Genomic DNA, 24,556 nt, shown 5'->3' with positions numbered 1-24,556 from the left:
TGGGTCGGGCACGAACCGTCCCCAACGAGGAGCACCATGGTCACCGTCAACGAGAACACCGCCAAGCTCGCGGTGCTCATCGACGCGGACAACGCCCGGCCGTCCATCACCGACGGGTTGCTGGCCGAGGTCGCCAAGTACGGCACCGCGCACGTCAAGCGCGCCTACGGCGACTGGACCGGCACGAACCTGAAGGGCTGGAAGGACCAGCTGCTCGCCCAGTCGATCCAGCCCATCCAGCAGTTCGCCTACACCACCGGCAAGAACGCCACCGACGCCGCGATGGTCATCGACGCGATGGACCTGCTGTACTCCGGCCGCTTCGACGGCTTCTGCCTCGTCTCCAGCGACAGCGACTTCACCCGGCTCGCCTCGCGGCTGCGCGAGTCCGGCCTGACCGTGTACGGGTTCGGTGAACGCAAGACCCCGAAACCCTTCGTGGCGGCCTGCGACAAGTTCATCTACATCGAGAACCTCAACCACCCGCAGAGCCCGGTCACGGCCGACGACGCGGTGAGCAAGCCACGATCGTCCACGGCCGCCGCCCAGCTCAAGCGGGACGCCGCGCTGATCAACCAGCTCCGCAACGCCGTGGAGGCGGCCTCCGACGACGACGGCTGGGCCCCGCTGGCCTCGGTCGGCCACATCCTCACCAACCAGAGCCCCGACTTCGACTCCCGCACCTACGGCTACGCCAAGCTCAGCGACCTCGTCACCGAGACCACCCTGTTCGAGATGGACCGCCGCAGCCCCGGCGACGGCAAACAGAGCATCATCTACGCGCGCGACAAACGCCGCCGACCAGGCAAGTAGCCGGCTCGCGGCGTGCCGTCCACGGCAGTGACCCGCGGGCGGCGGCACGGGGTCACGGGCCGAACGACACCAGTGCCTCGACCGGGAAGTGGTCGGAGGGCGACTCGCCGCCGCGGGTGAACGTGTCGATGCCGGCGGCGGGCACGGACACCGCGCCGCGGGTGAGGATCCAGTCGATCCGGTCACCGGGCCGTGGCGGGCGGAAACCGTGGAACGTGGCGTAGCGCGGGCTCAGGTGGGTGGCCGCGGCGGTCCAGGAGTCGGCGAGGCCGGCGGTCAGGGTCCGGTACACCGCGGATCGCCCGGCCGGGGCGTTGAAGTCACCGGTGAGGATGACGGGCAGCCCGGGGTCGAACGCCCCGATCATGTCGCGCAGGAGCTCCGCGCCGCGGACCCGGGCCGTCTCGGACACGTTGTCGAGGTGGGTGTTGACGACGACGAGCGCCCTGCCTGTGCGGCGGTCGCGGAAGCGGACCCACGTGGCCATGCGGGAAGTCGTGTTGCCCCAGGACGCCGAACCCGGCACGGCCGGTGTGTCCGAGAGCCAGAAGTCGCCGTGCGCCATGGGGACGAGGCGTCTGGTGTCGAAGTAGACGGCCACGAACTCGTCGCGGTCGCCGCCCCCGCGACCCTGCCCGACGCGGTCGTAGTGGTCCGGCAGGTCGGCGTCGAGGTCGCGGAGCTGGCCGGCCAGGCCCTCCTGGGTGCCCAGCACGGTCGGTCGTTCGCGGCGGATGAGCTCGGCCATGACCGGACGCCGCCGGGCCCACTGGTGCGGTGACCGCGCCGACGCGTACCGCAGGTTGAACGTCATCACCCGCAGTTCGGGCCCGTCGGTGGGCCCCAGCAACGGCGGGCCGTCGGGCCGCTCGGCCGACGCGGGTGAGATCGTCAGGCACACCAGCACGACCGCGGCGGCGACCAGTCCGAGGACCTGACGACGGCCGGGTGGCCGGCCGCGGCCGGTCACGGGATCACCGCCTCGGCGACCGCGGCGGTGGTCGGTCGCGGGGAGCCGCCGTCCGGTTCGACGGTGACGGCGACGCGGTCCGCCGCGGCGACGCCGGTCAGCTCGCTGGTGGCGCGGCCGGCGGCGAGCGTGCCGGCCGGGTGGTACCGGGAGTCGATGGTCCAGACCTGGTAGGCGTGCCCGTCCGGCGCGGGCGGGAGGTCGGCGAGCAGGACGCCCCGGTCCTGTGCCCGCGAGACGACGACGGTGATTCCCCCGGCGTGGACCGCTCGCACGTCCCGGGCCAGCAGGACCGAGGTGAGCACATCGGCCTGCCGGTGCTCGTCGCCACGCTGTGCGACGAGCACGCCGAGGGACACGGTGACGGCGACCAGCACCGCCGCGGCGCCGGCGAGCAGCCGGGTCGCGAGCGCTGGACCGCGACGCCGGCGTGGTCGGATCTGGTGCTCGGTGTGGATGCGGGCGAGGACCACGTGCCGGAGGTGCGGTGGCGGCTCGGCCGCGGTCGCGCTGCCCAGCCGGGCCGCGGTCGCGAGCAGCTCCCGAACCTCCTGCGCGCAGGAGGCGCACTCGGTGAGGTGACGTTCGAACGTCACCCGTTCGGTGTCGGCGACGGCGTGGAGGGCGTAGGCGCCGGTGAGGGTGTGCAGGTCGGCGCTCATGTCGGCCTGGACATGGCGAACTGCCAGACGTCGAGGTAGCGGGCACGGAACCCCGCCTCGCAGTAGGCGAGGTAGAACTCCCACATGCGGCGGAAGGTCGGGTCGAAGCCGGCCGCCGCGACGCGGGGCCAGCCGGCGAGGAAACGGTCGCGCCAGTGGCCGAGGGTGCGGGCGTAGTGCGGGCCGAGGCTGTGACGTTCGGTGACGTCGAGGCCCGCCAGGGCGGCGTTGTCGAGCACCGCGGGCACGGACAGGATCTGGCCGCCGGGGAAGACGTACTTGTGGATCCAGGTGTGCGACCGCCGGGTGGCGAGCATCCGGTCGTGCGGCATGGTGATGGCCTGCAGCCCGACCCGGCCGCCGGGCCGCAGCAGGCCGGCGATCGCGCCGAAGTAGGCCGGCCAGTACTCGTCGCCGACGGCCTCGATCATCTCGACGGACACGACCGCGTCGTACTCACCGCGGGCCTCGCGGTAGTCGCGCAGCAGGACCTGGACCCGGTCGGCGACCCCGGCCTCCGCGACGCGCCTCTCGGCAAGGGTCTTCTGCTCGGCGGAGATGGTCAGGGTGGTGACGCGTGCGCCCCGTCGCGCGGCGCGGACGGCGAGCGCGCCCCAGCCGGTGCCGATCTCCAGCACGTGCGTGCCGGCCCGGACGCCCGCGAGGTCGAGAACGCCGTCGATCTTGCGGAGCTGCGCGGCATGCAGGTCGTCGGAGCCGGTGGGAAACCACGCCGACGAGTAGGTCATCGACTCGTCCAGGAAGGACTCGAACATCTCGTTGGACAGGTCGTAGTGGCGGTGGATGTTCGTCCGCGCCCCGGCGACGGTGTTGCGCTCGTCGGTCGGCCGGACGGCGTCGACCCAGCGGCGCAACGGTTGCAGCGCCGGGGACACGAGCGTGGTGATGCGCTCGGCGAAGGGGGTGAGCAGCGCGGCCAGGTCGCGGCTGACCCAGTCGCCGGCCATGTACGCCTCGCCGAACCCGATCTTCGCGTCGATGCCGAGGCGGTGGAAGAACGTGACCGGCCGCACGATCCGCATCACCGGCGAGCCGGGACCGCCGGCGCCGAGCACCTCGCCGCCGGGGAACACCACCCGCACCGGCAGCGGTCGCACGGTCCGCCGGAACAGCTTCGCGGCCAGCCATGCCTTCGTGGGCGCCTGGTGCGGGATGGCGAGACCGGGCCACCGCAGCAGCCGCTCCGTGTCCGGGAGCAGAGTCGTGTCGCGTGTGGACGATATGGTCATCGCGCGCCTCCTCAGGTGGTATGACCTGACATGATGTGTTCGATGTGGACGGTCGGACGGATTGGCCTCCGGTCAGAGCCATTTCGCGAGGCCGTCGAGAATGGCCTTCTTGGACCTGGCGCCGCTGATGGTGGTGGCCGGCCGGCCGTCGACGAACAGGGTCATGGTCGGGATCGACATGATGCGCAGGCTGCCCGCGGTGGCCGGGTTGTCGTCGATGTCCAGCTTCACGACGGTGAGCTTGTCCGCGTGTTGCTCGGCGATCTCGGCGAGCACCGGCGCGAGCGCCTTGCAGGGGCCGCACCAGGGCGCCCAGAAGTCGACGAGCACGGGCCTGCCGGCCTCGAGCACCTCGGCGGTGAACGTGTCGTCGGTGACGTGCTTGAGCTCCATGGGTTTCTGCCTCTCAGCCGAAGGTGAACGAGTAAGCCTGGACACCCCTGCTCACCGTGACGATGACGGTGCCCGCCTCGATGTCCTTTGTGGACACGAGCTGGTAGGAGTCAGGGGTGCCGGTGACGTGGATGGTCCTGGTCCGGTCACCGATCCGGTAGGTGACGGTGCCGTTGCCGGAGAGGACCATGCGGACCTCCTTCGCCCGGTAGTTCAGGCGGAGGAGACCCTGGTCGGCGGTGGGGGTGATGCTCTGGGACGTGAGCGTCCACGCGCCGTCGAGAGCGAAGGTGTCCCTGGCCTGCTTGTCCGGGAACGTGAAGGACCGGTCTCCCGCCGAGTAGGTGCCCTTCCCCGCGTAGTTCACGCGTTTGGTGGAGCCGAGGAAGGTCTCGCGGGTGATGTCGGTGGTGTTCGGGGTGTCGTCGGCGGTGTCGGTGGCCCTGGGCAGCTTCACGTTCGGGTCCGTGTCGCGGAGGAGCTCACGGACGAGCTTCTCGGTGCCGTCGTAGTCGCCCTCGCCGAACTTGATGTGCCGCACGGTGCCGTTGGCGTCGATGAGGTAGTGCGCCGGCCAGTACCGGTTGCGGTAGTTCGTCCAGGTGCCCAGGTTGTTGTCGAGCGCGACCGGGTAGGTCATGCCGAACTTGGCGGCGGCCGACGCCACGTTGCCGGGTTCCTTCTCGAACGCGTACTCCGGCGAGTGGATGCCGATGACCTCCAGACCGGCGTCGCGGTAGGCCTTGTCCCAGGCGACGACGTGCGGGATGGAGCGCTGGCAGTTGATGCAGGAGTACGCCCAGAAGTCGAGCAGCACGACCTTGCCCCGCAGGGCCCGAAGGTCGACCGGGGCGCCGTTCGGGGTGTTGAGCCAGCCCTGGATGCCCCGGAGGTCGGGCGCGGTGCCGCAGGCCTCGAGCGTGTCGGCGCCATTGGTGCACTTGTCGAGGTTCTTGTTCTGGTCGTTCTCGATGCCGCCGAGGTTGAGCGCCTCCTGCACCTGCTTCGAGTTGTTGACCTGGTCCTGCAGGCCGCCGGTGTAGTCGGGGATGGCGCGCTGGAGCAGTTGCGGGAGGTTGAACACGAGGCCGACGGCGAGCGCGATCATCACGACGCCCGCGGTGAGGCGGATGCCGCGCTGCCGCTTGCGAAACGCCCTGACCCGCTCGGCGACCCGGCGGCCGGCGAGGGCGAAGACCAGCAACGGAATGGCGGCGCCGACCGCGAAGCTCAGCGTGAGCACGACGGTGTCGAGGCCGATCTGCCCGGTCGACCCCGCGACGGTGATCGCCGCGAGAACCGGTCCCGCACAAGGAACATAGACCGCGCCGAGCGCGAGACCGAGCGGGAAGCCGCCCTTGGCGGCGTCCGGACTGCGTTGCGGCAGCCAGGAGAACGGCTTCTCCAGCAGGTGCTCGAACCGCGGCACGATCAGGCCGACGCCGATCAGCACCAGCACGACCAGGCCCGCCCAACGCAGAACGTCCTGCGGCAGACCGAGAACGGACAGGAGCAGCGAGCCGAACAGGGTCACCAGCGTGAAGCTCACGACCAGACCGGCGATCACCAGGTACGGACGCGAACGCGACGCCTTCGGCGCGGCCGGGGCACGTTCGGCGACCGTCACGCCACCCGACCCCGCGACGGCCGGCGCCGCGGTCGTTCCAGCCTGTCCGGTGTCGGCCGCCTGCGCGCCGGAGAAGAAGATGACGGGCAGCACCGGCAGGATGCAGGGCGATATCCCCGTCACCAACCCGCCGATGAGCCCGATCAACGCGAGTGTCAGCACGGTGTCCTCACAGGGTTTCTCGACGATCCACTTCGGTTCGTGAGGTGGTTCGCCGCCACGGCCGTGCGCGGATTGGTTTCCGTACACGGAAAACCCCGCGAGATAACGGACAGGTAACGACCGGAGACGGCACCCATCCGGCCGCCGCGGCTCCTCCGAACACGGGGTGATTGCGGCCCCCGACGCTGGGCCATCCGTAGATCGAACGAGGAGAAATACCTGTCATGAAGCGGAACATCCGTCGCGGCACGCTTGCCATCGGTGTCGCGTTCATCGCGTTCTTCGGCGCCGCGTGCAGCGGCTCCGAACAAGGAGCCTCCAACGACACGGGCTCCGCGACCACCAAGCAGATGACCACCGAGTCCTCTTCGGACAGCGGGGCCATGGCCGACCCCGCCGCCGACCTGGTCGGCCCCGGCTGCGCCGGCTACGCGCAGCAGGTGCCGAGCGGCGCCGGTTCGGTCGCGGGCATGGCAGCCGACCCGGTCGCGGTCGCCGCCAGCAACAACCCGCTGCTCAAGACCCTCGTGCAGGCCGTGTCCGGCCAGCTCAACCCGCAGGTCAACCTCGTCGACACCCTCAACGGCAGCGAGTTCACCGTCTTCGCGCCGGTCGACGACGCCTTCGCCAAGATCGACGCGGCGACCATCGACAAGCTGAAGACCGACAGCGCGCTGCTCACCAAGATCCTGACCTACCACGTGGTCCCCGGCCAGCTGGCCCCGGACGCGATCGGTGGCGAGCACGCGACCGTCGAGAAGGGCATGGTCAACGTCACCGGCTCGGGTGACAACCTGAAGGTCAACGACGCCAACGTCATCTGCGGCGGCGTGCACACCGCGAACGCCACCGTCTACCTGATCGACTCGGTCCTCATGCCGACGAGCTGACGCGAACCCTCGGTGTGGCGCCCATCAGCCTGGTGGGCGCCACATCGAACACTGTCCGGTCCCACCCGGACACCGTCCACAACCGACCCACGAGGGTCGAGTAACGCTCGCCGCGGTTTCGCGATACCCCTAGGTGCAGGGGCGTGGTGCCCATCCCGCCGGGCGACCCCCAGGCCTGGCAGGTGAACAAGGCCCACGCTCCTGCATCTCTTCTGCCCGCGATGGCTGTGCCCTGCCGCCTCACGCCGAGTTGACTCTCGACATCTTCCGACGGTTCTGTGAAAACTTTCTTCCGGCCCGGCTGGTGGGCCGACCCTCGCCGGGCAACCGGCCGTCACCCACCCGATCCCGGCTGTCGCGGGCAGGAGCCCGTGGCCAGTCGTTACGCTGTGTCGAGACGGTGATGGCGGAAGGGCGGACATGGCGTTCGAGCGGAAGTACAGCGACGAGGTGCGCAACGCCGCTGTCCGCCGGGTCGTCGAGCGCCGCCAGGCCGAGCCGGGCAACCGGTCGATCCTGCGTGAGGTGGCCGAGGAGTTCGACGTCGGTGAGCAGTCGCTGCGGATCTGGGTGAAGCGGCTGGACGACGGCATGTTCAGCGCCGACGACGCCGCCCGGTTGCGGCAGGCGCCCCGGGAACGGCTGCTCGCCCGCATCGCCGAACTGGAGGCGGAGCTGGCGACCGCGAACGAGCGCATCGACGGGATGCGCGAGGAGATCGAGGTGCTGAAGAAGGCGTCCGCGATCTTCGCCGCGGAGCTGGCAAAGCGGTGAGCTCGTCCACAGTGTCCAGATGGCGGTACGGCACTCCCACCGGTCGGTGTGTGGCGCACACTTGACGTGCCGAACTCATGCCTGTTGGAGACCACATGACCGGATACGACTACATCAGCGCGCTCACCGGCTGCACCACCGATGTCCACGGCCGGTTCGCCGTGCGGGGCCCGGCGTTCGAGCTGCTCGCGGACGGGTCGGTGGCGTCCGGCGGGCCGGGTAGGGCACCCGGTCCGCTGGACCTGCTGGTCTCCGCGCTGGTCGTGAACCTCCTCAACGTGGTGAGCTCCGGCGGTGACCCCGACGTGGACAACCCGGACACCCGTGCCGTGCATGTCCGGGCCCGTACGTCGCGCTACCCCCGCAACCGGCTCAAGGCGGGCCGGGTGCTGGTCGAGGTCATGGTCGACGGGCTGGCCGAGCCGGACGTGGACCTCCTGCTCGAGCAGTACCGGGCGGGCTGCCGCGTGCTGCCGGCGGTGTCGACCGTGCTGGACGTCGACATCCGCGCAGTCGTCCCGGCGGCGGTCAGCGCCTGATCTCAGACGGCCAGCAGCGCCCGCGTGTAGTCGTCACGCGGGGTCAGCACCACGTCGGCCGCCGGGCCGTGCTCGACGATGCGACCGGCCCGCATGACCGCCACGTGCTGGGCGACGTCGGCCACCACCGCGAGGTCGTGGGTCACCAGGAAGTAGGTCAGGCCGAGCTCGCGCTGGAGGTCGGCGAGCAGCGCCAGGATCCTGGCCTGGACCGTGGCGTCCAGGGCGGACACCGGTTCGTCGAGGACCAGGAGCTTCGGGTGCAGTGCCAGCGCCCTGGCGATGGCCACCCGCTGCCGCTGGCCGCCGGACAGCTCCCGCGGCCGGCGGTCCACATAGGTCCGCGGCAGGCGCACCAGGTCGAGCAGCTCGCGGACCCGTTCGTGCCGCTGTGCGCGGGTGCCGATCCGGTAGGCGTCCAGTGGCTCGCCGATGATGCCCCCCAACGACAGCCAGGGGTTCAGCGACTCGAACGGGCTCTGGTACACCACCTGCATGTCGCGGCGCAGCTGCCGCGTCCCGGTCCGGCGCAGCGCGCCCACGTCCTGGCCGAGCACCCGCACGGTGCCGCGGTCGGGGCGTTCGAGGCCCAGGATCAGCCTGCTGGTGGTGGTCTTGCCCGAGCCGGACTCCCCCACCAGTGCGAACGTCGTGCCGCGCCGCACGGTGAGGGACACGTCGTCGACGGCCTGCGTGCCGCGCCTGGCCGTGCCGAACCGCTTCGCGACCGACACCAGCTCGACCACCGGCGGCGCGTCCGGGTCGGCGGCCGGGGGCGGGGCCTTGCGTACGTGGGTCTCGGCGATGCTGAGCACCCGGCCGCCCGCCAGCCGCGCCGAGCTGGCGAGCAGCGCACGGGTGTAGGCGTGCCGCGGTTCGGTGAACACCTCGTCGATCGGGCCGGTCTCCACCACGTGCCCGCGTTCCAGTACCACGACGTGCCGGGCGTTGCGGCTGGCCAGTGCCAGGTCGTGGGTGATGAGCACGACCGTGGTGTCGTGCCGGGCACGGGCGCCGTGGATCGCGCGCATGACCTCCTGGCCGACCAGCACGTCCAGGGCGCTGGTCGGCTCGTCGGCGATGACCAGGGCGGGCCGCTGCGAGAACGCGATGGTCACGAGCACGCGCTGCCGCATGCCGCCGGACAGCTCGTGCGGGTACCGTGCCAGCAGCACATCCGGCTCGGCGAACCCGACGTCACGCAGGTCCTGGCGGATCCGTTCGTCGACCGCCGCGGGCGAGAGCGGTGAGTGGGCGAGCCTGAACGCCTCGCGCAGCTGCGCGCCGACGGTCCTGGTCGGGTTGAGCGCGCCGAGCGGGTCCTGTGGGACGAACCCGATCCGCCGGCCACGCAACGGGCGGAACTCCTTGTCCTTGCGCAGCAGCACGTCCTCGCCGGCGAGCTCGATCGCGCCCGAGGCGATGTTCCCGTTGCGTGGCAACAGGCGCACGATGGCGTGGGCAAGGGTGCTCTTGCCGGAGCCGGACTCGCCGATCACCGCGGTCACCTCGCCCCGGGGAATCTCGAGGCTCGCGGACGCCAGCGCGGTGCCGGCCCCGTCGCGGCGCTGGTAGGTGACGGTCAGGTCGCTGACCCGCAGCAGCGGTGTCATGCCCGGTCCTCCTGGAGCAGGTAGGCGATACGGCTGAGCAGGATCACGACGGCGGTCAGGGCCAGGCCCGGGATGATGGCGACCCACCAGGCGTGGGACAGGTACTTCTGCCCGCTGGCGATCAGCACACCCCACTCCGCGGACGGCGGCGCCTCGCCGAAGCCGAGGTAGGACAGCGAGCCGATGGCGAGCATCGCCAGTCCGAAGTGGAGCGCGGTGTAGGACAGCACCGGGTGGTAGATGCTCGGGATGACGTGCCGGGTGATCACGCGCAGCGGGCCCGCGCCGCAGGTGCGGGCCGCCTCGACGTAGGTCAGCGTGCCGGCCTGGATCACGCAGCCACGGATGAGCCGGGCGAACCCGGTGGCCTCGCCGATGCCGATGGCGACGGCCGCGACGAACGCGCCGCGCCCGTAGGTGGTGATCACCGCGAGGGCGAGCAGGACGGCCGGGATGGCCATGACCGCCTCGGAGAGCACCCCCAGCACGCGGTCGAGCAGGCCGCCGGGCCGCAGCCCGGACAGCACGCCGATCACCAGCCCGCCCGCCAGCGCGACGCCGATGGCGAGCAGCGACGAGAACAGCGAGATCTGCAGTCCGTGCACCACCCGGGAGAACAGGTCACGGCCGATCTCGTCGGTGCCGAACCAGAAGTCGCCGCCCGGCGGGCTGAACGGCAGCCCGTCCAGCTCGTACGGGTCGTGCCAGGTGACCAGACCGGGGAAGACCGCGACGAGCACCAGGAGGGCCAGCAGCGCCAGCTGGACGTGCAGCTCACGGATCCGCCGCCCGCGCCGGGGCGCGGCCGGGCGCTCGGTCACGACGACGGGGTCGACCGTCGCGAGGGTGCCGGTCATGCCCCGGGCTCCTGGGCGACGGCGGCCGGCCGGCGGCGCAGGCGCGGGTCGAGCAGCACGTAGCCGAGGTCGACCACGATGTTGATCACGACGTACACCGCGGCCAGCACCACGACGATGCCGAGCACGACGGTCAGGTCGACGGCCTTCACCGAGTCGACCATCAGCCGGCCGAGTCCGACACGGGAGAACACCATCTCGACGACCACCGTGCCGCCGAGCAGCTGCCCGATCCGCAGCCCGAACACCGCCAGGAACGGGAACGACGCGTTGCGCAGGCAGTGCCGCAGCAGGGTGTGGAAGCGGCCAGCGCCCTTCGCCGGCGCGGTGACCGCCGCGTACGTGGCGCCCAGCTCGGTGCGCAGGCTGCTGATCAGCACCTGGGCGAACTGCGCCGCCCCGAGCAACGCCAGCACCGTGGCGGGCAGCACCAGCGACGCGGCGCCCTGGCTGCCGCTGGACGGGAACCAGCCCAGCGTGATGGCGAAGAAGTAGACGAACAGGATGCCGACCCAGAACACCGGCAGGCTCACGTAGGCGGACGGCAACAGCGACGCCAGCGACCGGATCCACCGGGTACGCGGGAGGACCGCGAGCACCGCGACCAGGAAGCCGAGCGGCACCGAGACGGCCAGTGACACGGCCGCCAGCGTGACGGTGTTCGGCAGCACCTCGCCCAGCATCGTGGTGACCGGCTGCTCGGTGATCAGCGAGTGGCCGAGGTCGCCGCGCACCAGGCCGGACAGCCCGTCGAGGTACTGCGTCCACAGGCTGCCGGACAGGCCGACCTGGTCGCGGAGCAGGTCCAGGTTCAGGTCGGAGACGTCGGCCGAGCCGATGGTGTCGGTGGTGCCGATGCGGGCCAGCACGGCGTCGCCCGGCAGCACGAACAGCAGGAAGAACGACGCGGAGTACGCGGCGAGGATCACGACGACGGCACGTGCGAGCTTGCCCGCGGCGAGCCTGGCGAGGCCACGCGCACCGCTCTCCGCGGCTCGCGCCCGTGCGTCCTGGCGGGTCTCCGCGCGGGTCATGGTGTGGGTCACGGTGTGGGTCACTTCGCGACTCACTTCTTGTCGACCCAGGCGTCGCCGAGCCACGGGATGTGGGTGGCCTCGAACAGCGGCAGGTGGGTGCTGTCGCGGTACGCGAGCGGCTGGATGAAGTCGTAGAGCGGGATGTAGTACGCCTTGTCCAGCACGATCCCCGATGCCTTGGCGGCCAGCACCTTGCGTTTGGCGATGTCCGGCTCGGCGAGGATCGCCGCGAACACCGCGTCCAGCTCCGGGTCGAGCCCGCCGTAGGTGGAGCGCAGCACGTCGGCGTCGGGCCGGGTGCCGGAGCCCCAGGAGAACGAGTAGTCACCGGACTGGAGGCGCTGGTTCAGCTCGGCCTGGGTGAGGCTGCCGAAGTTCAGCTCGATGCCGATCTTCTTCCACTGCGCCTGCACCACCGCGATGTTCGGCTCGTGCGAGATGGTCGACGGGCTGTAGACGAGGGTGAAGGACAGCCGATTGCCGTTCTTGGTGCGAACGCCGTCCGGGCCAGGTCGCCAGCCCGCCTGGTCCAGCAGTCTGGTCGCCTGCCGCACGTCCGTCCTGATCTTGCCGGACTGGTCGGTGAAGTACGGGTTGCTCGCGGTGTAGGCGCTCCTGGGCAGGATGTCGATGGCCGAGGCCCGCCTGAGCACCGCGTCGCGGTCGATCGCCAGGGCGAGCGCGCGGCGCACGTTCACGTCGTCGAGGCCGGGTTGTTCGATGTTGGCGGCGAACCCGAGTGCCGAGCCGGGCAGAGGTTCGCGCCGGATGGTGATCTCGGTGCTGCTGGCGAACTCGGTCTTGTCCGCGGGTTCGGTGTTGTGCAGCAGGTCCAGGCCGCCGGAGCGCAGCTCGGCCGCGGCGATGCTGTTGTCCTGGATGTTGTGGACCTCGATCTTGTCCAGGTACGCGGGGCCCTGGTTCTTCGCGGGGGCCGGCGCCCAGGCGTAGTCCTTGCGGCGGACGAGCGTGTAGCCCTCCTCGCCCCTGCTCTCGGCCGCGACGAACGGACCGGAGCCGATGATCCCCATGCCTTCCTGGCGCTTCTCGAACGGCAGCTTGGCCGTGGCGGGCGCCACGATGCCGAGCACCGTGCTGGACGCCGACTGCAGGAACGAGGAGTTCGGCTTGGCGAAGTCGAACACCACGGTGTGCTCGTCGGGTGTGTTGATCGACCTGAGCGCGCCGATCCACTGGTTGGCGACGGCGTACTTGGCGCCACCGTCGCGTAGAGCCTGGTAGCTGGCCGCGACCGCGGTGGCGTCGAGCTTCTCGCCGTCGCTGAACGTCACACCGTCCCGCAGCGTGAAGTCGAACCGGGTGGCGTTGTCGTTGACCGTCCACCTGGTGGCGAGCCACGGCGCGAACGTCCCGTCCAGGTTGTTGAACACGAGCGAGTCGACCAGGCCGCGCACGGGCACCGCGAGGCCGTAGCCGGTCGTCGTGGCGGGGTCGAACGACTTGCCGCCGCCCGCCGCGCGGTACTTCAGAACACCGCCCCTGACCGGAGTGCTGCCGCTCGACCCCTCGGTGCCACCGGCGGCGGCGCAGCCCGACAGCGCGAGGCCGGCCACGGCGAGGAGTGCCGCGACGCGTCTGGACAGCCGGGTCCGACCGGTCGCGTGGTGGGAATGGCGCTTCATCGTTGGTGACTCACTCTCGTCCGAAGACCGACGTGCGTTTGGAACGTAAGCCCGTAGAGAGCGTTATGGGACCCCTTCCCACTATGTGAAAGTTATACGAGAGCCTGTTAGAACTTGCTTAGAATCCAAGGTGATCGTCGTATAACTTCTAATGTGCCACGAGGTCACTCATGTCCAAGATCAAGATCGAGGCGACCAGCGCCGTCTTCTACCTGCCCTACTACGTGGCCGAGGAAGAGGGCTACTTCTCCGCGGAGGGGCTCGACGTCGAGCTCATCCGCCGCAGGCCCGCCGAGGAGACGGAGCTCCGGTTCATCGAGGACCCACGCAACGTCTCGTCGTTCTCCAGCTTCAAGCTGTTCGAGGCCGGCGCGTCACAGCTCTACAACGCGTGCGAGTGGGGTCAGCTGCGCCGCTCGCAGGACAGCCAGGTGAACGGCAAGGTGGTGGCCCGCCGCGCCGCGGTGGCCAGCCAGGCGATCATCGTCCGGCCCGACTCGCCGTACAACATCCCCGGCGACCTCGCCGGCGTGCGGGTGGGCGTCAACTTCCACCACGGCTCGCACTACCTGGTCCTCCAGACGCTGGAGGGCTTCCTGCCGCGGGCGGACATCAACCTCGTCGGCATCAAGGGCAAGGAGCGGTTCGAGGCCCTGCGCGACGGGGACATCGACGCCGTCGCGGTGATGGAGCCGTGGATCACCGTGGCCGAGAAGCAGGGCTACAAGGTCCTCGCCGAGGCGCACTACTACGGCGCGGAGGTCGCGAACGACAGCCTCGACGCCGAGACGTTCACGAAGATCAACCGGGCGGTCACGCGGGGCGTCGACAGGATCCACGAGGACATCCGGCCGTACCTGAAGTACTTCATCACCCAGGCGGCGCCGGTCGCCGAATTGGTGCCGGAGGACTTCAAGCTCGGCAGGCTGCGCTACATCCACCCCGGGCCGTACCCGGAGGACCACTTCAACCGCACGCTCGACTGGGTGGCCAGCTGGGGCCTGATCGACTCGGACAACGAGTTCGGCCGGCTCGTCGACGCCACGAAGATCCTCCAGGAGGCCTGACGACCACGTGGCGGTGAACCGACGCGCGGTGCTGCTGCTGTGTGGCAGCACCGCGGGCTTCCTCCTGCTGGACCTCCACAAGGTGTCCATCGCCGTCCCGTCGATCGAGCGCGCGCTGCACCCCGGTCCGGCCGGCATCCAGCTGATCCAGGCCGCCTACGTCGTCTGCTTCGCCGTCACCCTGGTCCCGGCCGGCCGCGTCGGCGACGCGGGACGACGGCTCACGCTCACCTACGCGGGGCTCTACCTCTACCTGGCGGCCAGCGCGCTGTGCGCCGTCGCCCCCACCGCGGGCCCGGTCATCGCCGGCCGCGCCCTGCTCGGGGTCGCGGCCGGCCTGCTCATGCCGCAGATGATGGGCATCGTCCAGCAGCTCTTTTCCAAGGCGGAGCGCGGTAGGGCGTTCGGCGTCTACGGCATGTGCGTCAGCCTGGCCACCGCGCTCGGTCCCAGTCTCGGCGGGTTGCTCGTCACCGCGCCCCTGTTCGGCTGGCGGGGCGTGTTCGTGCTGAACGTGCCCGTCGGCGTCGTGCTGGTCGTCGCGGCGCACACGCTGCTGCCGGCCGTCGGCCGGGACCAGGGCGAGCGCCGCCGGCCCGACATCGACGTGCTCGGGCTGGCCTTCGGCAGCCTGGCACTGGTTGCGCTGCTGACCCCGTTCATCTTCACCACCGGGCGTCCCGGCGACGTCGCGGTCCGCTGGCTTTCGCTGGTCCCGGCGGCCGGGTTCGCGGTGCTGTTCGCGACCCGCGGCCGCAGGCGTGTCACGGCCGGTCGCGCCGGCGTCATCGATCCCGGCCTGCTGCGCATCCCGTCGTTCCGCAACGGCGTGCTCGTCTCCCTGACCTGGTTCGCCGCCGGCCCGGGCGTCGCACTCGCGCTGACCGTGTACCTCCAGGAAGCCCTGGGGGTAAGCCCGTTCCTGGCCGGCCTGGTCATGCTGCCGTCGTCGGCCACCGCCGTCCTGGGCGCCTGGCTCGGCGGCCGCCACGTGGTGCGTCTCGGCCGCCTGCTCACCGGGACTGGCATGCTGCTGGTACTGGTCAGCACGGTGGGGACGGTGGCGATGCTGCACACCGGCCTCCCGACACCGGTTCTGTTGGCGTGCATCCCGATGTTGCAGCTTGTAGGGGGCCTCGGCGGCGGCCTCGTGGTCTCCCCCAACCATTCGATGACGCTCATGGACGTCCCCGCCACCCAGGGCAGCGCCGCGAGCGCCATCGGCCAGCTCGGCCAACGCATCAGCAACAGCATGGGCGTCGCGACCGCCTCGATGGCCTACTACTCCCCCATCTACGGCGCCGGGTACACGCTGACCAACGCCCCCGCCCTCCTGCACCGCCACGCACTCGACCTCGCCACCACGACCAGCTGCCTGTTCCTGTCCGCGGCGATCACCGTCGTGGTCGTCGACCTGCACCGCCAGACCCGGTTGCGGCGGCAGCCGCCGGTCCCGCAGCCCGAGACCGTCCGAGCCGGCCCCCGGTGAGGCCCCGTCGAACTAAGCGGTCTTCAGTGGACCGGCCACCCGGTAGGTGTTGAGGAGCACGCCGGACGGGGTCGCGGCCGTGCCGGTGAGCTCGAACGACTGTGCCGGGGTTCCCTGCGCGAACAGGCGTTTGCCCGTGCCCAACAGGATCGGCGAGACGATCAGCACGACCTCGTCCGCGAGCCCGTGTTCGAGCACCGCCGAGGTCAGGGTGGAGCTACCTGTGAGGACGAGGCCCGGGCCGTCGTGGGACTTGACGCGGCGTACGCCCTCGACGACGTCCGGTCCAAGTCCCTCGGACGGGCCCCAGCCCAGGCTTTCCTGACGGTGGGTGACGACGTACTTCCTCGCCGCGTTGATGCGGTCCGCGAGCGGGTTGGCCGTCGCCGTCGGCCAGAAGCCCGACCAGATGTCGTAGGTGCGACGGCCGAGCAGCAGGTCGAAGCTCTCGCCGTGCGCGGCCATGACGGCGTCCCGGCCGGCGGGGGTCCGGTAGGGCGCACTCCAGTCGCTGTAGGGGAAGTCGTCCTCATCGGCGGAGTGCTGGATCACACCGTCGAGTGAGACGTGCTCGATTATCTTGAGGTTTCTCATCGTGCCTCAGTCCTGTGTGTCCGCCGCGGCCGTGCCTGGCTCTGCCAGCAGCGCGTCGAGCTGGGGCAGCCCGGCGCGGAGCCCTTCTTCCATGCCCGGGACCGTCTGCTCCATGGCTTCGACGCTCGCGAACCGGGTCACACTGGTCATGCGCGAGCCCGTCGGCGTGTCGTCGAAGGCGAACGTCATCGACACCGGCCCGTTCTCGTCGTCGGCGTTGTCCTCGCCGTCGTAGGCCTCGAACGAGTCGATGGGGTTCACCGCGGTGAACTTCCAGGAGCCGGCCCACTTCTCGCCGTTCGGTCCGGTCAGGAAGTACTCGGCACGGCCCCCGACCCTGAAGTCGTGATGCGTGAAGGTGGCGGGCGCGAAGGGCGGCCCCCAGAAGCGCTCGAGCTGCCGCGGGTCGGCCCAGGCCTCCCACAGGCGTTGCCGCGGAACGGGAAAGTCGGCCACGAGGGTGAGCGTGAGCGTCTCGGGGTCCTTGGTGACAGAGGTAACCGGCATCGTCATTTTTCTTTCGGTAGAAGAACGTCGTCGAGCTGTGCCACCCGCTGGCGCCAGATGGACTCGTAGTGGTCGAGGAGCTCACCGGCGCGCTGGAGCCGCACGCGGTCGGTCGAGACCAGTTGCTCGCGGCCGTTGGCACGCTTGCGCACGAGGCCCGCCCGCTCGAGCACGGCCACGTGCTTCTGCACTGCGGCGAAGCTCATGTCGTAGCACGCGGCGAGCTCGGACACCGACGGCGTCCCAGTGAGCGACCGTTCGAGGATGTCGCGGCGCGTGCCGTCGGCCAGGGCACGGAAGAGCTGGTTGAGCGACTCCTCACTCTCATCTCGAAGTACAACCATGTGGTTGTACGTTAGTCTCGGCCCGATCACCTTGGCAAGTCCGCCGCGTACCTCGCGGTCAGAGTTCGGCGAAGAAGGCGGCCACGTCCGCACCGAGCAGCTCGGGCGCCTCCAGCGCGGCGAAGTGCCCGCCACGCGGCATGTCGGTCCAGCGCACGAGGTTCGCGACGCGCTCGATGCGTTCCCGGGGCTGGATCGGCAGCTCGTGCGGGAAGGCGGCCACCCCCGTCGGCACCTGGATCCGCCTGCGCTCGGACAGCACCAGCGGATCGGCCGAGCTTTCCTTGTACATCCGCATGGACGAGGTGATGGTCCCGGTGAACCAGTAGATCGACAGGTTCATCAGCAGCTCGTCCAGTGCCACGGGCGGGACGTCGCCACTCGTCCCGCGGTCGGTCCAGGCGTGGAACTTCTCGACGATCCAGGCGGCCAGTCCCACGGGCGAGTCGGTCAGTGCGTAACCCAGGGTCTGCGGACGCGTGGCATGGACGTGGGCGTAGGCGCCTTCCTCCTTCGCCCACTGCTCCCGCCTGCGGTCGTAGGCGGCCCCGGGACCGTCGTCCGGTTCCGGCCAGGACCTCTCCACCCCGAACGACGCGTAGTTGACGTGGACGCCAATCACCGATTCGGGCTCCCGCAACGCCATCCGGACGGCGATGCCGGCGCCGATGTCGCCGCCCTGGACGCCGTACCGCTCGTAGCCGAGCCCGGTCATCAGGCGGTGGAACAGCCCGGCCGCCACCTCCGGCGACGTGCCGGGCGCACCGGGCCGGGACGAGAACCCGAAGCCGGGCAGCGAGGGGATCACGAGGTCGACGGCGAGACCACGCGCCCGCGCGGCGTCCCGCAGGTGCGGCGCCAGCGAGAGCATCTCCACGAAGGACCCGGGCCAGCCGTGCAACAGCAGCAGCGGCACCCTGGCCGCGCCCGCCTCCTGCGCCGACAGATGGATGAAGTGCACCTGGTGCCCGTCGATGTCGGCGAGGTAGTGCGCCACGCCGTTCAGCTCACGCACCCGGCCGTGCCAGTCGAACGCGACCCACGCGGTCACCAGCTCACGCAGGTAGCCGGCGGCCACGCCCCAACCCCACGAGCCGTCGTTGATCTCATCGGGCCACCGGGTGTGCCGGAGCCGCGCACGAAGGTCGTCCACCGCCGCGTCGTCCACCGGGACCGTCCACCGTCTCGCCTCGACCATGTCGCCAACACTCCCACAGCCGACGGCCGGCCGCGGTGCGGCGACGTCCGGTCACGGCTGTTCGGTCGTGCGGCGCAGGAGCCAGTCGGGGCCGGTGTGGATGAGCGCGTACCGCACCGATCCCTGCCTGCCGTGCAGCGTGAGGAGGATCCGGCGGTCCGTGCGGTCGTGTTCCTCCCACCAGCCGATGTCGGCGATCTCCTTGTGCTCGTCGGTGTAGGTCAGGTGGTCCAGGTCGTGGTCGGGCACCGCGATCGCGAGGCGGTTCTCGCCCGCGCCGGCCGGCAGGCCGCGTGGGACCGCCCAGGAGCGCAGCACCCCGTTCTCCTCGAGACGGAGATCGAAGTGGTGCCGCGGCCGGTGGTGCTCGTGCAGCACGAACGCCGGCCGTGCACCCACCGCCATCGCCGCCCTCCGTCGTCCGACACGAGCTTATCGCCGCGGCGGGCGCTGCGCCGCCACGAGCCACGCCGCGGTGCGGTGCGGTGCGGTGCGGTAAGCGTCCTCAGTGGACGGTGAGGCTAGGGCGTGACCCGCTTCTCGGGGTGGCCGGGCGGTGGTCCGTCCGCCTGGTCCGGCACCTGCGGCTTCTCGGGCAGGTGCCACAGCAGTGGCACGGCGGGAAACTGGCCCTGCGGATCCGGTACGGCGGCCAGTGCCGCGCCGAACCCGGCCAGCCTCCGGCCGAGCCAGGCGAACACGCGAGCACGTCGCGTGCTCATGGCAGCCGCCAGTTGCGTGCGGCCGCGGAGCCCATCGCGCCCCCACCGACCACCACCACGTCGACACCACGGCCTGCCATGCGGGACAGTTCAGCGGTGTTCCCCCGGCAAGTCCACGCGACGAAGCCGTTTCCCACATGACGGAACCATCACCAGGGCCATCACGTACGGCGAGCGGCCGTTCCACGTCCTGAGATCGCGCTTCCGGCGCTTGACCGGGGGATCCGGTGGTGTGACGCTGCCGCCCGTGGCTCGGGTAGAAAATCGCGCACCGCGTACACGTCGGCCGCCGGCGGGCGCGAGCGTCCCTGCCCGGACCCGACTCCCTTGTCTCGCCTCGATACCAGGTCCACACCGTGGGCTGGGTCACTGATCTGATGGTGGTGTAAGGCTGAACGAGCTGAACAGTCCAACCGTCACGCGGTCGTTGCCGGTGGCGGTGTGGCGCGCGGTGCGCGCCGACCGGTGGGCGTTCGCCGGGGCCGTCACGATCGCCGTGCTGGTGCTCGTCGCGGTCGCGGCGCCGGTGCTCACCGCCATCGAGGGGCAGGACCCGTACACCTATCACAACGACGCCCTGGCCGACACCGGTCTGCCGGCCGGTCCGCTGGGCGGCGTCGGCGGCGACCACTGGTTCGGGGTCGAACCGCTCACCGGGCGGGACCTGTTCGCGATCGTCGTGTACGGCGCTCGGACCTCGTTCCTGATCGGCCTCGCCGCGACCGCGCTGGCGATGCTGATCGGTGTGCTCCTGGGCGCCAGCGCGGGTTATCTCGGTGGCTGGTGGGACCGGACGGTGCGCTGGACGAGCGATGTCATCTTCGGGTTCCCCTACCTGGTGTTCATGATCGCGCTCGGCGCGGTCGCGCCGGCGAGCATCCCACGGCCGCTGCTGCTGATCGTGGTGCTCGGTTTCTTCGGCTGGCCGAAGGTCGCCCGCATCGTGCGCGCGCAGACCCTCACACTGCGCAAGCGGAACTTCGTCGCCGCCGCCCGCGTGATGGGCGCCGGACCGTGGCACGTCTTCACCACCGAGCTGCTGCCCAACCTGTGGGCGCCGATCATCGTCGTGGCCACACTGTCCATTCCGGAGCGAATCGGCATCGAGGCCGCGCTGTCGTTCCTCGGGGTCGGTATCCCGCCACCGACGGCGAGCTGGGGGCGGTCGATCAGCGACGCGGTCGGCTGGATCCAGACCGACCCGATGTTCCTGATCTTCCCCGGCCTGTTCCTGTTCCTCTCCACCTGCGCGTTCAACCTGCTCGGCGACGGTCTCGCCGACGCGCTGGACCCGAAGGCGAACCCGAGAGGAAAGGCGAAGGCGTAGTGGGAATCGCCCGGTTCGTCCTCGGCCGGCTGGCCGGCATGGTGGTGGTGCTGCTGATCATCGCGCTGGTCACGTTCGTGGTGTTCTACCTGCTGCCGTCCGATCCCGCCAGGATGTCGTGCGGACGCCCGTGCAGCCCCGAGTCGCTGGCCACGGCGAAGAGCTTCATGCAGCTCGACCAGCCGTGGTACCAGCAGTTCCTGAGCTTCCTGAGCGGCATCTTCGCCGGCCGGACGTTCGGCAGCGGAGTGACCGCGATCCACTGCCCCGCACCGTGTTTCGGCTACTCGTTCCAGCAGAACGAGGAGACCCTCCACCTGATCCTGAGCCGGCTGCCGGTGACCGCGTCGATCGCCGCCGGGGCGGCGATCATCTGGCTGCTGACCGGCGTCGGCGTCGGCGTGCTGTCCGCGCTGCGGCCGGGACGGCCGGTCGACCGGATCGCCATGGCCGGCGCGGTGGCCGGGGTGTCGACGCCGGTGTTCCTGACCGGTCTCATCGGCATCCTCGTCCTCGGCTTCACCCTCGACATGGTGCCGACCCACGGCTACGTCCAGCTCGCGGACAGCCCGGTGGACTGGGCCTGGCACCTGGTCCTGCCGTGGCTGGTGCTGGCCTTCCTGCACGGCGCGCTCTACGCCCGGCTCACCAGGAACCAGATGCTCGAGGTGCTCGGTGAGGACTACATCCGCACCGCACGGGCGAAAGGGCTCACCGAGGCGCGGGTGGTCAGGCGGCACGCGCTGCGCAACGTGCTGCTGCCGGTGGTCACCGTGTTCGGGATCGACCTCGGCGGGCTGCTCGGCGGCGCCGTGATCACCGAGCGGGTGTTCGCCATGCCCGGCGTGGGCTCACTGATGGTCGACGCGGTGCACGCGGTCGACCTGCCACTGCTGCTGGGCTGCACGCTGTTCGGCGCGGCCCTGATCGTCGTCGCGAACTTCGTCGTCGACGTGCTCTACGGCGTACTCGATCCGCGGGTACGCCTGAACTAAGGGGAGACACGATGCATCTCGGAAAGGCGGTCGCGGCGATCGGCGTGGGACTGCTGCTGGCCGCGTGCGGCGCCAACGACGAGCCGTCGTCCACACCGGCGGGGCAGGACCTCAAGCCAGGCGGCACGCTGACGATCCTGACCGACAACACCACGTTCCCGTTCGACCCCGCCAAGAGCCAGGGGCTCGCGATCACCTCGAACAGCCTGGTGCACCGCAGGCTCACCACGTGGAAGGTCGAGAAGGGACAGCCGACCACCGTGGTGCCGGACCTCGCCACGGACACCGGGAAGGCGAGCGACGACGGCCGGACCTGGACGTTCAAGCTCAAGGACGGCCTGAAGTTCAGCGACGGCGCCCCGATCACCTCCGCCGACGTCAAGTGGGGTGTCGAGCGGTCGTTCGCCCCGGCGTTCAGCGGCGGGCTCGGCTACCACAAGACCCTGCTCGACGGCGGCCCCGAGTACCAGGGACCGTTCGAGGGCAAGGAACTGCAGTCCATCGAGACCCCGGACGACCAGACCGTCGTCTTCCACCTGAGCCGGCCCTACGGCGACTGGCCGTGGGTGGTCAGCACGCCCGCGTTCGCCCCGGTGCCGAAGGGGAAGGGCGCCGAGGCCGACTACGGCGAGCACCCGGTCACCTCGGGGCCCTACCAGGTGGCCGCCTACGAGAAGGGCGTCCAGGTCAAGCTCACCCGCAACCCCAACTGGGACAAGAAGACCGACGACGTGCGGCTCGGGCTGCCCGACGAGATCGTGTTCTCGCTCGGCCAGGACGCCACGGTCGTCTCCCAGCGGCTCGTCGAGGACTCCGGCGACGACCGGTCGGCGTTCAGCGCGTCGTTCGTCTCCCCCTCCCAGCTCGCACAGCTGCAGGGTGACCCGAAGGCCGCGCTGCGGCTCGTCACGTCGGAGTCCGGTGCCCTGGCGTTCCTCGCGCTGAACACCCAGCGCGGCCCGCTCACCGATCCCAAGGTGCGCAAGGCGTTCCAGTACGCGGTGGACAAGAGCGCCTACCAGGTCGCCTCGGCCGGCAACGCGAAGCTCGCCGGCGACATCGCCACCACGCTGATCACCCCGGGCATCAGCGGCCGCGAGGAGTTCGACCTGTACAGGACGAAGCCGACCGGCGATCCCGACAAGGCCAAGAAGCTGCTCGCCGACGCCGGGCACCCGAACGGTCTCGAGGGCCTGCAGCTCGTGGTCGGCACCGAGAACAACTACCCGGAGAAGGCGCAGGCCATCCAGGCCGCGCTGGCCAAGGCGAACATCAAGGTCGACATCCGCTCGCTGGACAGCGACGCCTACGACGCGGAGGTCACCACCAACCCCAACCCGACCTACGACCTGACGCTCACCTCGTGGCAGCCGGACTTCCCGAGCCCGAACGCCAACCTGCAGCCGCTGTTCGCCTCCTCCGAGATCGGCGGCGGCGGCTTCAACACCGCACGCTACGACAACCCGGAGGTCGACCAGCTCATCGAGGAGGCACAGAGCACGGTCGACGCGGACGACGCCGGGAGGAAGTGGGCCGCGATCGACAGGAAGATCCTCGAGGACTCCCCTGTCGTGCCGCTGATCTACACCCGCAACTCGTTCCTGCGCGGGTCCAGGGTGGTCAACTTCGTGATCGGCGAGTTCCCCGCCTACCAGGACTACCGGCTGGTCGGGTTGTCCCGGTGAGCGGAGCGAACCATGGCCACCAGGACCGGACGAACACCGCCCTTCGCCCATGCGGAGCGGTTGTGAGCCGGTCGTGAGCGAGACACTGCTGTCGGTGGAGAACGTCACGATCACGTTCTCCACCGGCGGTGTGCCCGCCGCACAGGACGTCAGCTACGCGGTGGCCGCCGGCGAGGTGCTGGCCGTGGTCGGCGAGTCCGGCGCCGGCAAGACGGTCACCGCGATGTCGCTGCTCGGCCTGCTGCCGAGCAGCGCGACCGTCACCGGCCGCGCCGGCCTGCACGGGCGGGACCTGTACACGCTGAGCCGGGCGGAGCTGCGGGCCGTGCGGGGCAACGACATCGGCATGATCTTCCAGGAGCCGATGAGCGCGCTGAACCCGGTGCTGACCATCGGCGCACAGCTTGTCGAGGCCGTCCGCACGCACCAGGACGTCACCGCCGCCGCGGCACGGCGGAAGGCGGTCGAGCTGCTCGACCTGGTGCGGCTTCCGGAGCCCACGCGGCGGCTGCGGTCCTACCCGCACGAGCTGTCCGGCGGACAGCTGCAACGGGTGGTCATCGCGATGGCCATCGCCAACGACCCGGTCCTGCTGGTCGCCGACGAGCCGACCACCGCGCTCGACGTGACCGTGCAGGCCGAGATCCTGGAGCTGCTCCGCGACCTGCGCAGGCAGCTCGGCACCGCCATCCTGCTGATCACCCACGACATGGGTGTCGTCGCCGACATCGCCGACCGGGTCGTGGTGATGCGCGACGGGCAGGTGGTCGAGCAGGGCGACGTCACGACCATCTTCACCGCGCCCCGCGAGGACTACACGAAGCAGCTGCTCGGCGCGGTCGTCTCCCTCGGTGACGCCGCGGCACACGGGGTGGCGCAGGCACTGCGGGGCGAGCTCCGGCAGGACTCCGACAACCACCTCGCGGCGGCGGGCCATCCCGCGGACGGTTCCGTGCCGGACACGGCCGCCGTGGACCCCGTGCTGCACGTGGAGAACCTGTCGGTGACCTATCGCGGCCGGTTCCGGCGCATCACCATCCGCGCCGCCGACGGCGTCGGCCTGCACGTCGAACCCGGCGAGATCCTCGGGCTCGTCGGCGAGTCCGGTTCCGGCAAGAGCACCGTCGCTGGCGCCGTCACCGGCCTGATCACCCCGGAACACGGCGTGGTCCGGGTGGGCGGCACCGACATCCATCGTGCCGGGCGACGCGCCGGCCGGCTGGTGCGTCGCCGGATCGGCATGGTGTTCCAGGATCCGCTGTCCTCGCTCAACCCGCGCGCCACCGTGGCCGCCAGCATCGCGGAGCCCATCCGTCTACATCGGACACTGAGCGGCGCCGGCGTGACCGAACGGGTCGACCAGCTGCTCGAGATGGTCACCCTGCCGGCGAACCTGCG

At 70.5% G+C, this 24,556-nt stretch carries 25 protein-coding genes; 10 read left to right on the top strand and 15 right to left on the bottom strand.

All coding sequences use genetic code 11. The features are described from left to right. Positions 1-36: 36 nt before the first annotated feature. Positions 37-813: an NYN domain-containing protein gene (locus tag VET29_RS28935; protein WP_324926187.1), complete on the top strand. Its 777-nt coding sequence runs from the start codon at positions 37-39 to the stop codon at positions 811-813. A gap of 52 nt (positions 814-865) precedes the next feature. Here the strand turns inward: VET29_RS28935 and VET29_RS28930 are convergent, their stop codons facing one another. The 5 genes from VET29_RS28930 to VET29_RS28910 form a co-directional block, all read right to left on the bottom strand. Continuing rightward, positions 866-1,783 carry an endonuclease/exonuclease/phosphatase family protein gene (locus VET29_RS28930; RefSeq protein ID WP_324926185.1) on the bottom strand — a complete coding sequence of 306 codons (918 nt, stop codon included), beginning with the start codon at positions 1,781-1,783 and terminating at the stop codon, positions 866-868. After that, positions 1,780-2,445 (bottom strand): anti-sigma factor, encoded by a 666-nt coding sequence (locus VET29_RS28925; protein ID WP_324926183.1) that lies wholly within the window; start codon positions 2,443-2,445, stop codon positions 1,780-1,782. The genes VET29_RS28930 and VET29_RS28925 overlap by 4 nt, the downstream gene beginning before the upstream one ends. Further along, a complete protein-coding gene (locus tag VET29_RS28920) occupies positions 2,442-3,695 on the bottom strand; it encodes a cyclopropane-fatty-acyl-phospholipid synthase family protein (RefSeq protein WP_324926181.1) in 1,254 nt (417 codons plus the stop codon). Before VET29_RS28920 ends, VET29_RS28925 begins: the two co-directional genes overlap by 4 nt. A 72-nt stretch (positions 3,696-3,767) precedes the next feature. After that, positions 3,768-4,088, bottom strand: a complete 321-nt coding sequence (gene trxA / locus VET29_RS28915; RefSeq protein ID WP_324926179.1) for a thioredoxin — start codon at positions 4,086-4,088, stop codon at positions 3,768-3,770. Between the two features lie 13 nt (positions 4,089-4,101). Then, the gene (locus VET29_RS28910) at positions 4,102-5,877 is read right to left on the bottom strand and encodes a cytochrome c biogenesis protein DipZ (protein ID WP_324926177.1); all 1,776 of its coding nucleotides are present in this window, start codon (positions 5,875-5,877) and stop codon (positions 4,102-4,104) included. A gap of 224 nt (positions 5,878-6,101) precedes the next feature. Between VET29_RS28910 and VET29_RS28905 the strand changes: the two genes are divergently transcribed. From VET29_RS28905 to VET29_RS28895, 3 genes are all read left to right on the top strand, one after another. Then, entirely contained in the window at positions 6,102-6,767 is a 666-nt protein-coding gene (locus VET29_RS28905; protein WP_324926175.1) for a fasciclin domain-containing protein, read from the top strand. A gap of 420 nt (positions 6,768-7,187) precedes the next feature. After that, positions 7,188-7,541 (top strand): transposase, encoded by a 354-nt coding sequence (locus VET29_RS28900; RefSeq protein WP_324926173.1) that lies wholly within the window; start codon positions 7,188-7,190, stop codon positions 7,539-7,541. Positions 7,542-7,636: 95 nt separating this feature from the next. Beyond that, entirely contained in the window at positions 7,637-8,080 is a 444-nt protein-coding gene (locus tag VET29_RS28895; RefSeq protein WP_324926171.1) for a hypothetical protein, read from the top strand. A 2-nt stretch (positions 8,081-8,082) separates the two neighbouring features. On the opposite strand, the gene VET29_RS28890 is transcribed toward VET29_RS28895, so the two are convergent. The 4 genes from VET29_RS28890 to VET29_RS28875 are packed head-to-tail and all read right to left on the bottom strand — an operon-like array spanning position 8,083 to position 13,230. Next, a complete protein-coding gene (locus tag VET29_RS28890; RefSeq protein WP_324926169.1) occupies positions 8,083-9,693 on the bottom strand; it encodes an ABC transporter ATP-binding protein in 1,611 nt (536 codons plus the stop codon). Then, positions 9,690-10,550 carry an ABC transporter permease gene (locus VET29_RS28885; RefSeq protein ID WP_324926167.1) on the bottom strand — a complete coding sequence of 287 codons (861 nt, stop codon included), beginning with the start codon at positions 10,548-10,550 and terminating at the stop codon, positions 9,690-9,692. The genes VET29_RS28890 and VET29_RS28885 overlap by 4 nt, the downstream gene beginning before the upstream one ends. Beyond that, positions 10,547-11,608: an ABC transporter permease gene (locus VET29_RS28880; protein ID WP_324926165.1), complete on the bottom strand. Its 1,062-nt coding sequence runs from the start codon at positions 11,606-11,608 to the stop codon at positions 10,547-10,549. Before VET29_RS28880 ends, VET29_RS28885 begins: the two co-directional genes overlap by 4 nt. An 8-nt stretch (positions 11,609-11,616) precedes the next feature. Beyond that, positions 11,617-13,230 (bottom strand): ABC transporter substrate-binding protein, encoded by a 1,614-nt coding sequence (locus VET29_RS28875; RefSeq protein WP_324926163.1) that lies wholly within the window; start codon positions 13,228-13,230, stop codon positions 11,617-11,619. A 170-nt stretch (positions 13,231-13,400) separates the two neighbouring features. Between VET29_RS28875 and VET29_RS28870 the strand changes: the two genes are divergently transcribed. Both VET29_RS28870 and VET29_RS28865 read left to right on the top strand, forming a co-directional pair. Further along, positions 13,401-14,297 carry an ABC transporter substrate-binding protein gene (locus tag VET29_RS28870; RefSeq protein ID WP_324926161.1) on the top strand — a complete coding sequence of 299 codons (897 nt, stop codon included), beginning with the start codon at positions 13,401-13,403 and terminating at the stop codon, positions 14,295-14,297. 7 nt (positions 14,298-14,304) lie between these two features. After that, positions 14,305-15,786: an MFS transporter gene (locus tag VET29_RS28865; protein WP_324926159.1), complete on the top strand. Its 1,482-nt coding sequence runs from the start codon at positions 14,305-14,307 to the stop codon at positions 15,784-15,786. Between the two features lie 12 nt (positions 15,787-15,798). Here VET29_RS28865 and VET29_RS28860 read toward each other — a convergent pair whose 3' ends face one another. The 6 genes from VET29_RS28860 to VET29_RS28835 all read right to left on the bottom strand — a co-directional run bounded on the left by VET29_RS28860 (position 15,799) and on the right by VET29_RS28835 (position 19,151). Then, positions 15,799-16,380, bottom strand: coding sequence for a dihydrofolate reductase family protein (locus VET29_RS28860; protein WP_324926157.1), 582 nt, complete (start codon positions 16,378-16,380; stop codon positions 15,799-15,801). A 6-nt stretch (positions 16,381-16,386) separates the two neighbouring features. Continuing rightward, positions 16,387-16,893, bottom strand: a complete 507-nt coding sequence (locus VET29_RS28855) for an SRPBCC domain-containing protein (RefSeq protein ID WP_324926155.1) — start codon at positions 16,891-16,893, stop codon at positions 16,387-16,389. Beyond that, positions 16,890-17,231 (bottom strand): metalloregulator ArsR/SmtB family transcription factor, encoded by a 342-nt coding sequence (locus tag VET29_RS28850; protein ID WP_324926153.1) that lies wholly within the window; start codon positions 17,229-17,231, stop codon positions 16,890-16,892. Before VET29_RS28850 ends, VET29_RS28855 begins: the two co-directional genes overlap by 4 nt. Before the next feature lie 58 nt (positions 17,232-17,289). After that, positions 17,290-18,429 (bottom strand): epoxide hydrolase, encoded by a 1,140-nt coding sequence (locus tag VET29_RS28845; protein ID WP_324926150.1) that lies wholly within the window; start codon positions 18,427-18,429, stop codon positions 17,290-17,292. Positions 18,430-18,480: 51 nt separating this feature from the next. After that, positions 18,481-18,834: a DNA polymerase ligase N-terminal domain-containing protein gene (locus VET29_RS28840; RefSeq protein ID WP_324926147.1), complete on the bottom strand. Its 354-nt coding sequence runs from the start codon at positions 18,832-18,834 to the stop codon at positions 18,481-18,483. A gap of 116 nt (positions 18,835-18,950) precedes the next feature. Then, a complete protein-coding gene (locus tag VET29_RS28835) occupies positions 18,951-19,151 on the bottom strand; it encodes a hypothetical protein (RefSeq protein WP_324926143.1) in 201 nt (66 codons plus the stop codon). Between the two features lie 433 nt (positions 19,152-19,584). Between VET29_RS28835 and VET29_RS28830 the strand changes: the two genes are divergently transcribed. From VET29_RS28830 to VET29_RS28815, 4 genes are all read left to right on the top strand, one after another. After that, positions 19,585-20,478: an ABC transporter permease gene (locus VET29_RS28830; RefSeq protein ID WP_324926139.1), complete on the top strand. Its 894-nt coding sequence runs from the start codon at positions 19,585-19,587 to the stop codon at positions 20,476-20,478. After that, positions 20,478-21,473 (top strand): ABC transporter permease, encoded by a 996-nt coding sequence (locus VET29_RS28825; RefSeq protein ID WP_324926134.1) that lies wholly within the window; start codon positions 20,478-20,480, stop codon positions 21,471-21,473. Before VET29_RS28830 ends, VET29_RS28825 begins: the two co-directional genes overlap by 1 nt. A gap of 11 nt (positions 21,474-21,484) precedes the next feature. Next, complete coding sequence (locus tag VET29_RS28820; RefSeq protein ID WP_324926130.1) at positions 21,485-23,158, top strand: ABC transporter substrate-binding protein; 1,674 nt, start codon at positions 21,485-21,487, stop codon at positions 23,156-23,158. A gap of 49 nt (positions 23,159-23,207) precedes the next feature. Continuing rightward, positions 23,208-24,556, top strand: a 1,349-nt coding sequence (locus tag VET29_RS28815) for an ATP-binding cassette domain-containing protein (protein WP_414636643.1), incomplete at its 3' end; no start/stop codon positions are given.

Origin of the sequence: Actinophytocola sp. (assembly GCF_035634895.1) — a bacterium.
GTDB lineage: Bacteria > Actinomycetota > Actinomycetes > Mycobacteriales > Pseudonocardiaceae > Actinophytocola.
Note: the sequence above shows the minus strand (reverse complement) of the source record. Positions and strands in the feature narration are given on the sequence as shown.

Bases quoted from the DNA above. Each gene is read 5' to 3' on its own strand.
- VET29_RS28935 (WP_324926187.1), top strand. From the start codon at position 37: ATGGTCACCGTCAACGAGAACACCGCCAAGCTCGCGGTGCTCATCGAC.
- VET29_RS28925 (WP_324926183.1), bottom strand. From the start codon at position 2,445: ATGAGCGCCGACCTGCACACCCTCACCGGCGCCTACGCCCTCCACGCC.
- VET29_RS28920 (WP_324926181.1), bottom strand. From the start codon at position 3,695: ATGACCATATCGTCCACACGCGACACGACTCTGCTCCCGGACACGGAG.
- trxA (WP_324926179.1), bottom strand. From the start codon at position 4,088: ATGGAGCTCAAGCACGTCACCGACGACACGTTCACCGCCGAGGTGCTC.
- VET29_RS28905 (WP_324926175.1), top strand. From the start codon at position 6,102: ATGAAGCGGAACATCCGTCGCGGCACGCTTGCCATCGGTGTCGCGTTC.
- VET29_RS28900 (WP_324926173.1), top strand. From the start codon at position 7,188: ATGGCGTTCGAGCGGAAGTACAGCGACGAGGTGCGCAACGCCGCTGTC.
- VET29_RS28895 (WP_324926171.1), top strand. From the start codon at position 7,637: ATGACCGGATACGACTACATCAGCGCGCTCACCGGCTGCACCACCGAT.
- VET29_RS28890 (WP_324926169.1), bottom strand. From the start codon at position 9,693: ATGACACCGCTGCTGCGGGTCAGCGACCTGACCGTCACCTACCAGCGC.
- VET29_RS28885 (WP_324926167.1), bottom strand. From the start codon at position 10,550: ATGACCGGCACCCTCGCGACGGTCGACCCCGTCGTCGTGACCGAGCGC.
- VET29_RS28875 (WP_324926163.1), bottom strand. From the start codon at position 13,230: ATGAAGCGCCATTCCCACCACGCGACCGGTCGGACCCGGCTGTCCAGA.
- VET29_RS28870 (WP_324926161.1), top strand. From the start codon at position 13,401: ATGTCCAAGATCAAGATCGAGGCGACCAGCGCCGTCTTCTACCTGCCC.
- VET29_RS28860 (WP_324926157.1), bottom strand. From the start codon at position 16,380: ATGAGAAACCTCAAGATAATCGAGCACGTCTCACTCGACGGTGTGATC.
- VET29_RS28855 (WP_324926155.1), bottom strand. From the start codon at position 16,893: ATGACGATGCCGGTTACCTCTGTCACCAAGGACCCCGAGACGCTCACG.
- VET29_RS28850 (WP_324926153.1), bottom strand. From the start codon at position 17,231: ATGGTTGTACTTCGAGATGAGAGTGAGGAGTCGCTCAACCAGCTCTTC.
- VET29_RS28845 (WP_324926150.1), bottom strand. From the start codon at position 18,429: ATGGTCGAGGCGAGACGGTGGACGGTCCCGGTGGACGACGCGGCGGTG.
- VET29_RS28840 (WP_324926147.1), bottom strand. From the start codon at position 18,834: ATGGCGGTGGGTGCACGGCCGGCGTTCGTGCTGCACGAGCACCACCGG.
- VET29_RS28835 (WP_324926143.1), bottom strand. From the start codon at position 19,151: ATGAGCACGCGACGTGCTCGCGTGTTCGCCTGGCTCGGCCGGAGGCTG.
- VET29_RS28820 (WP_324926130.1), top strand. From the start codon at position 21,485: ATGCATCTCGGAAAGGCGGTCGCGGCGATCGGCGTGGGACTGCTGCTG.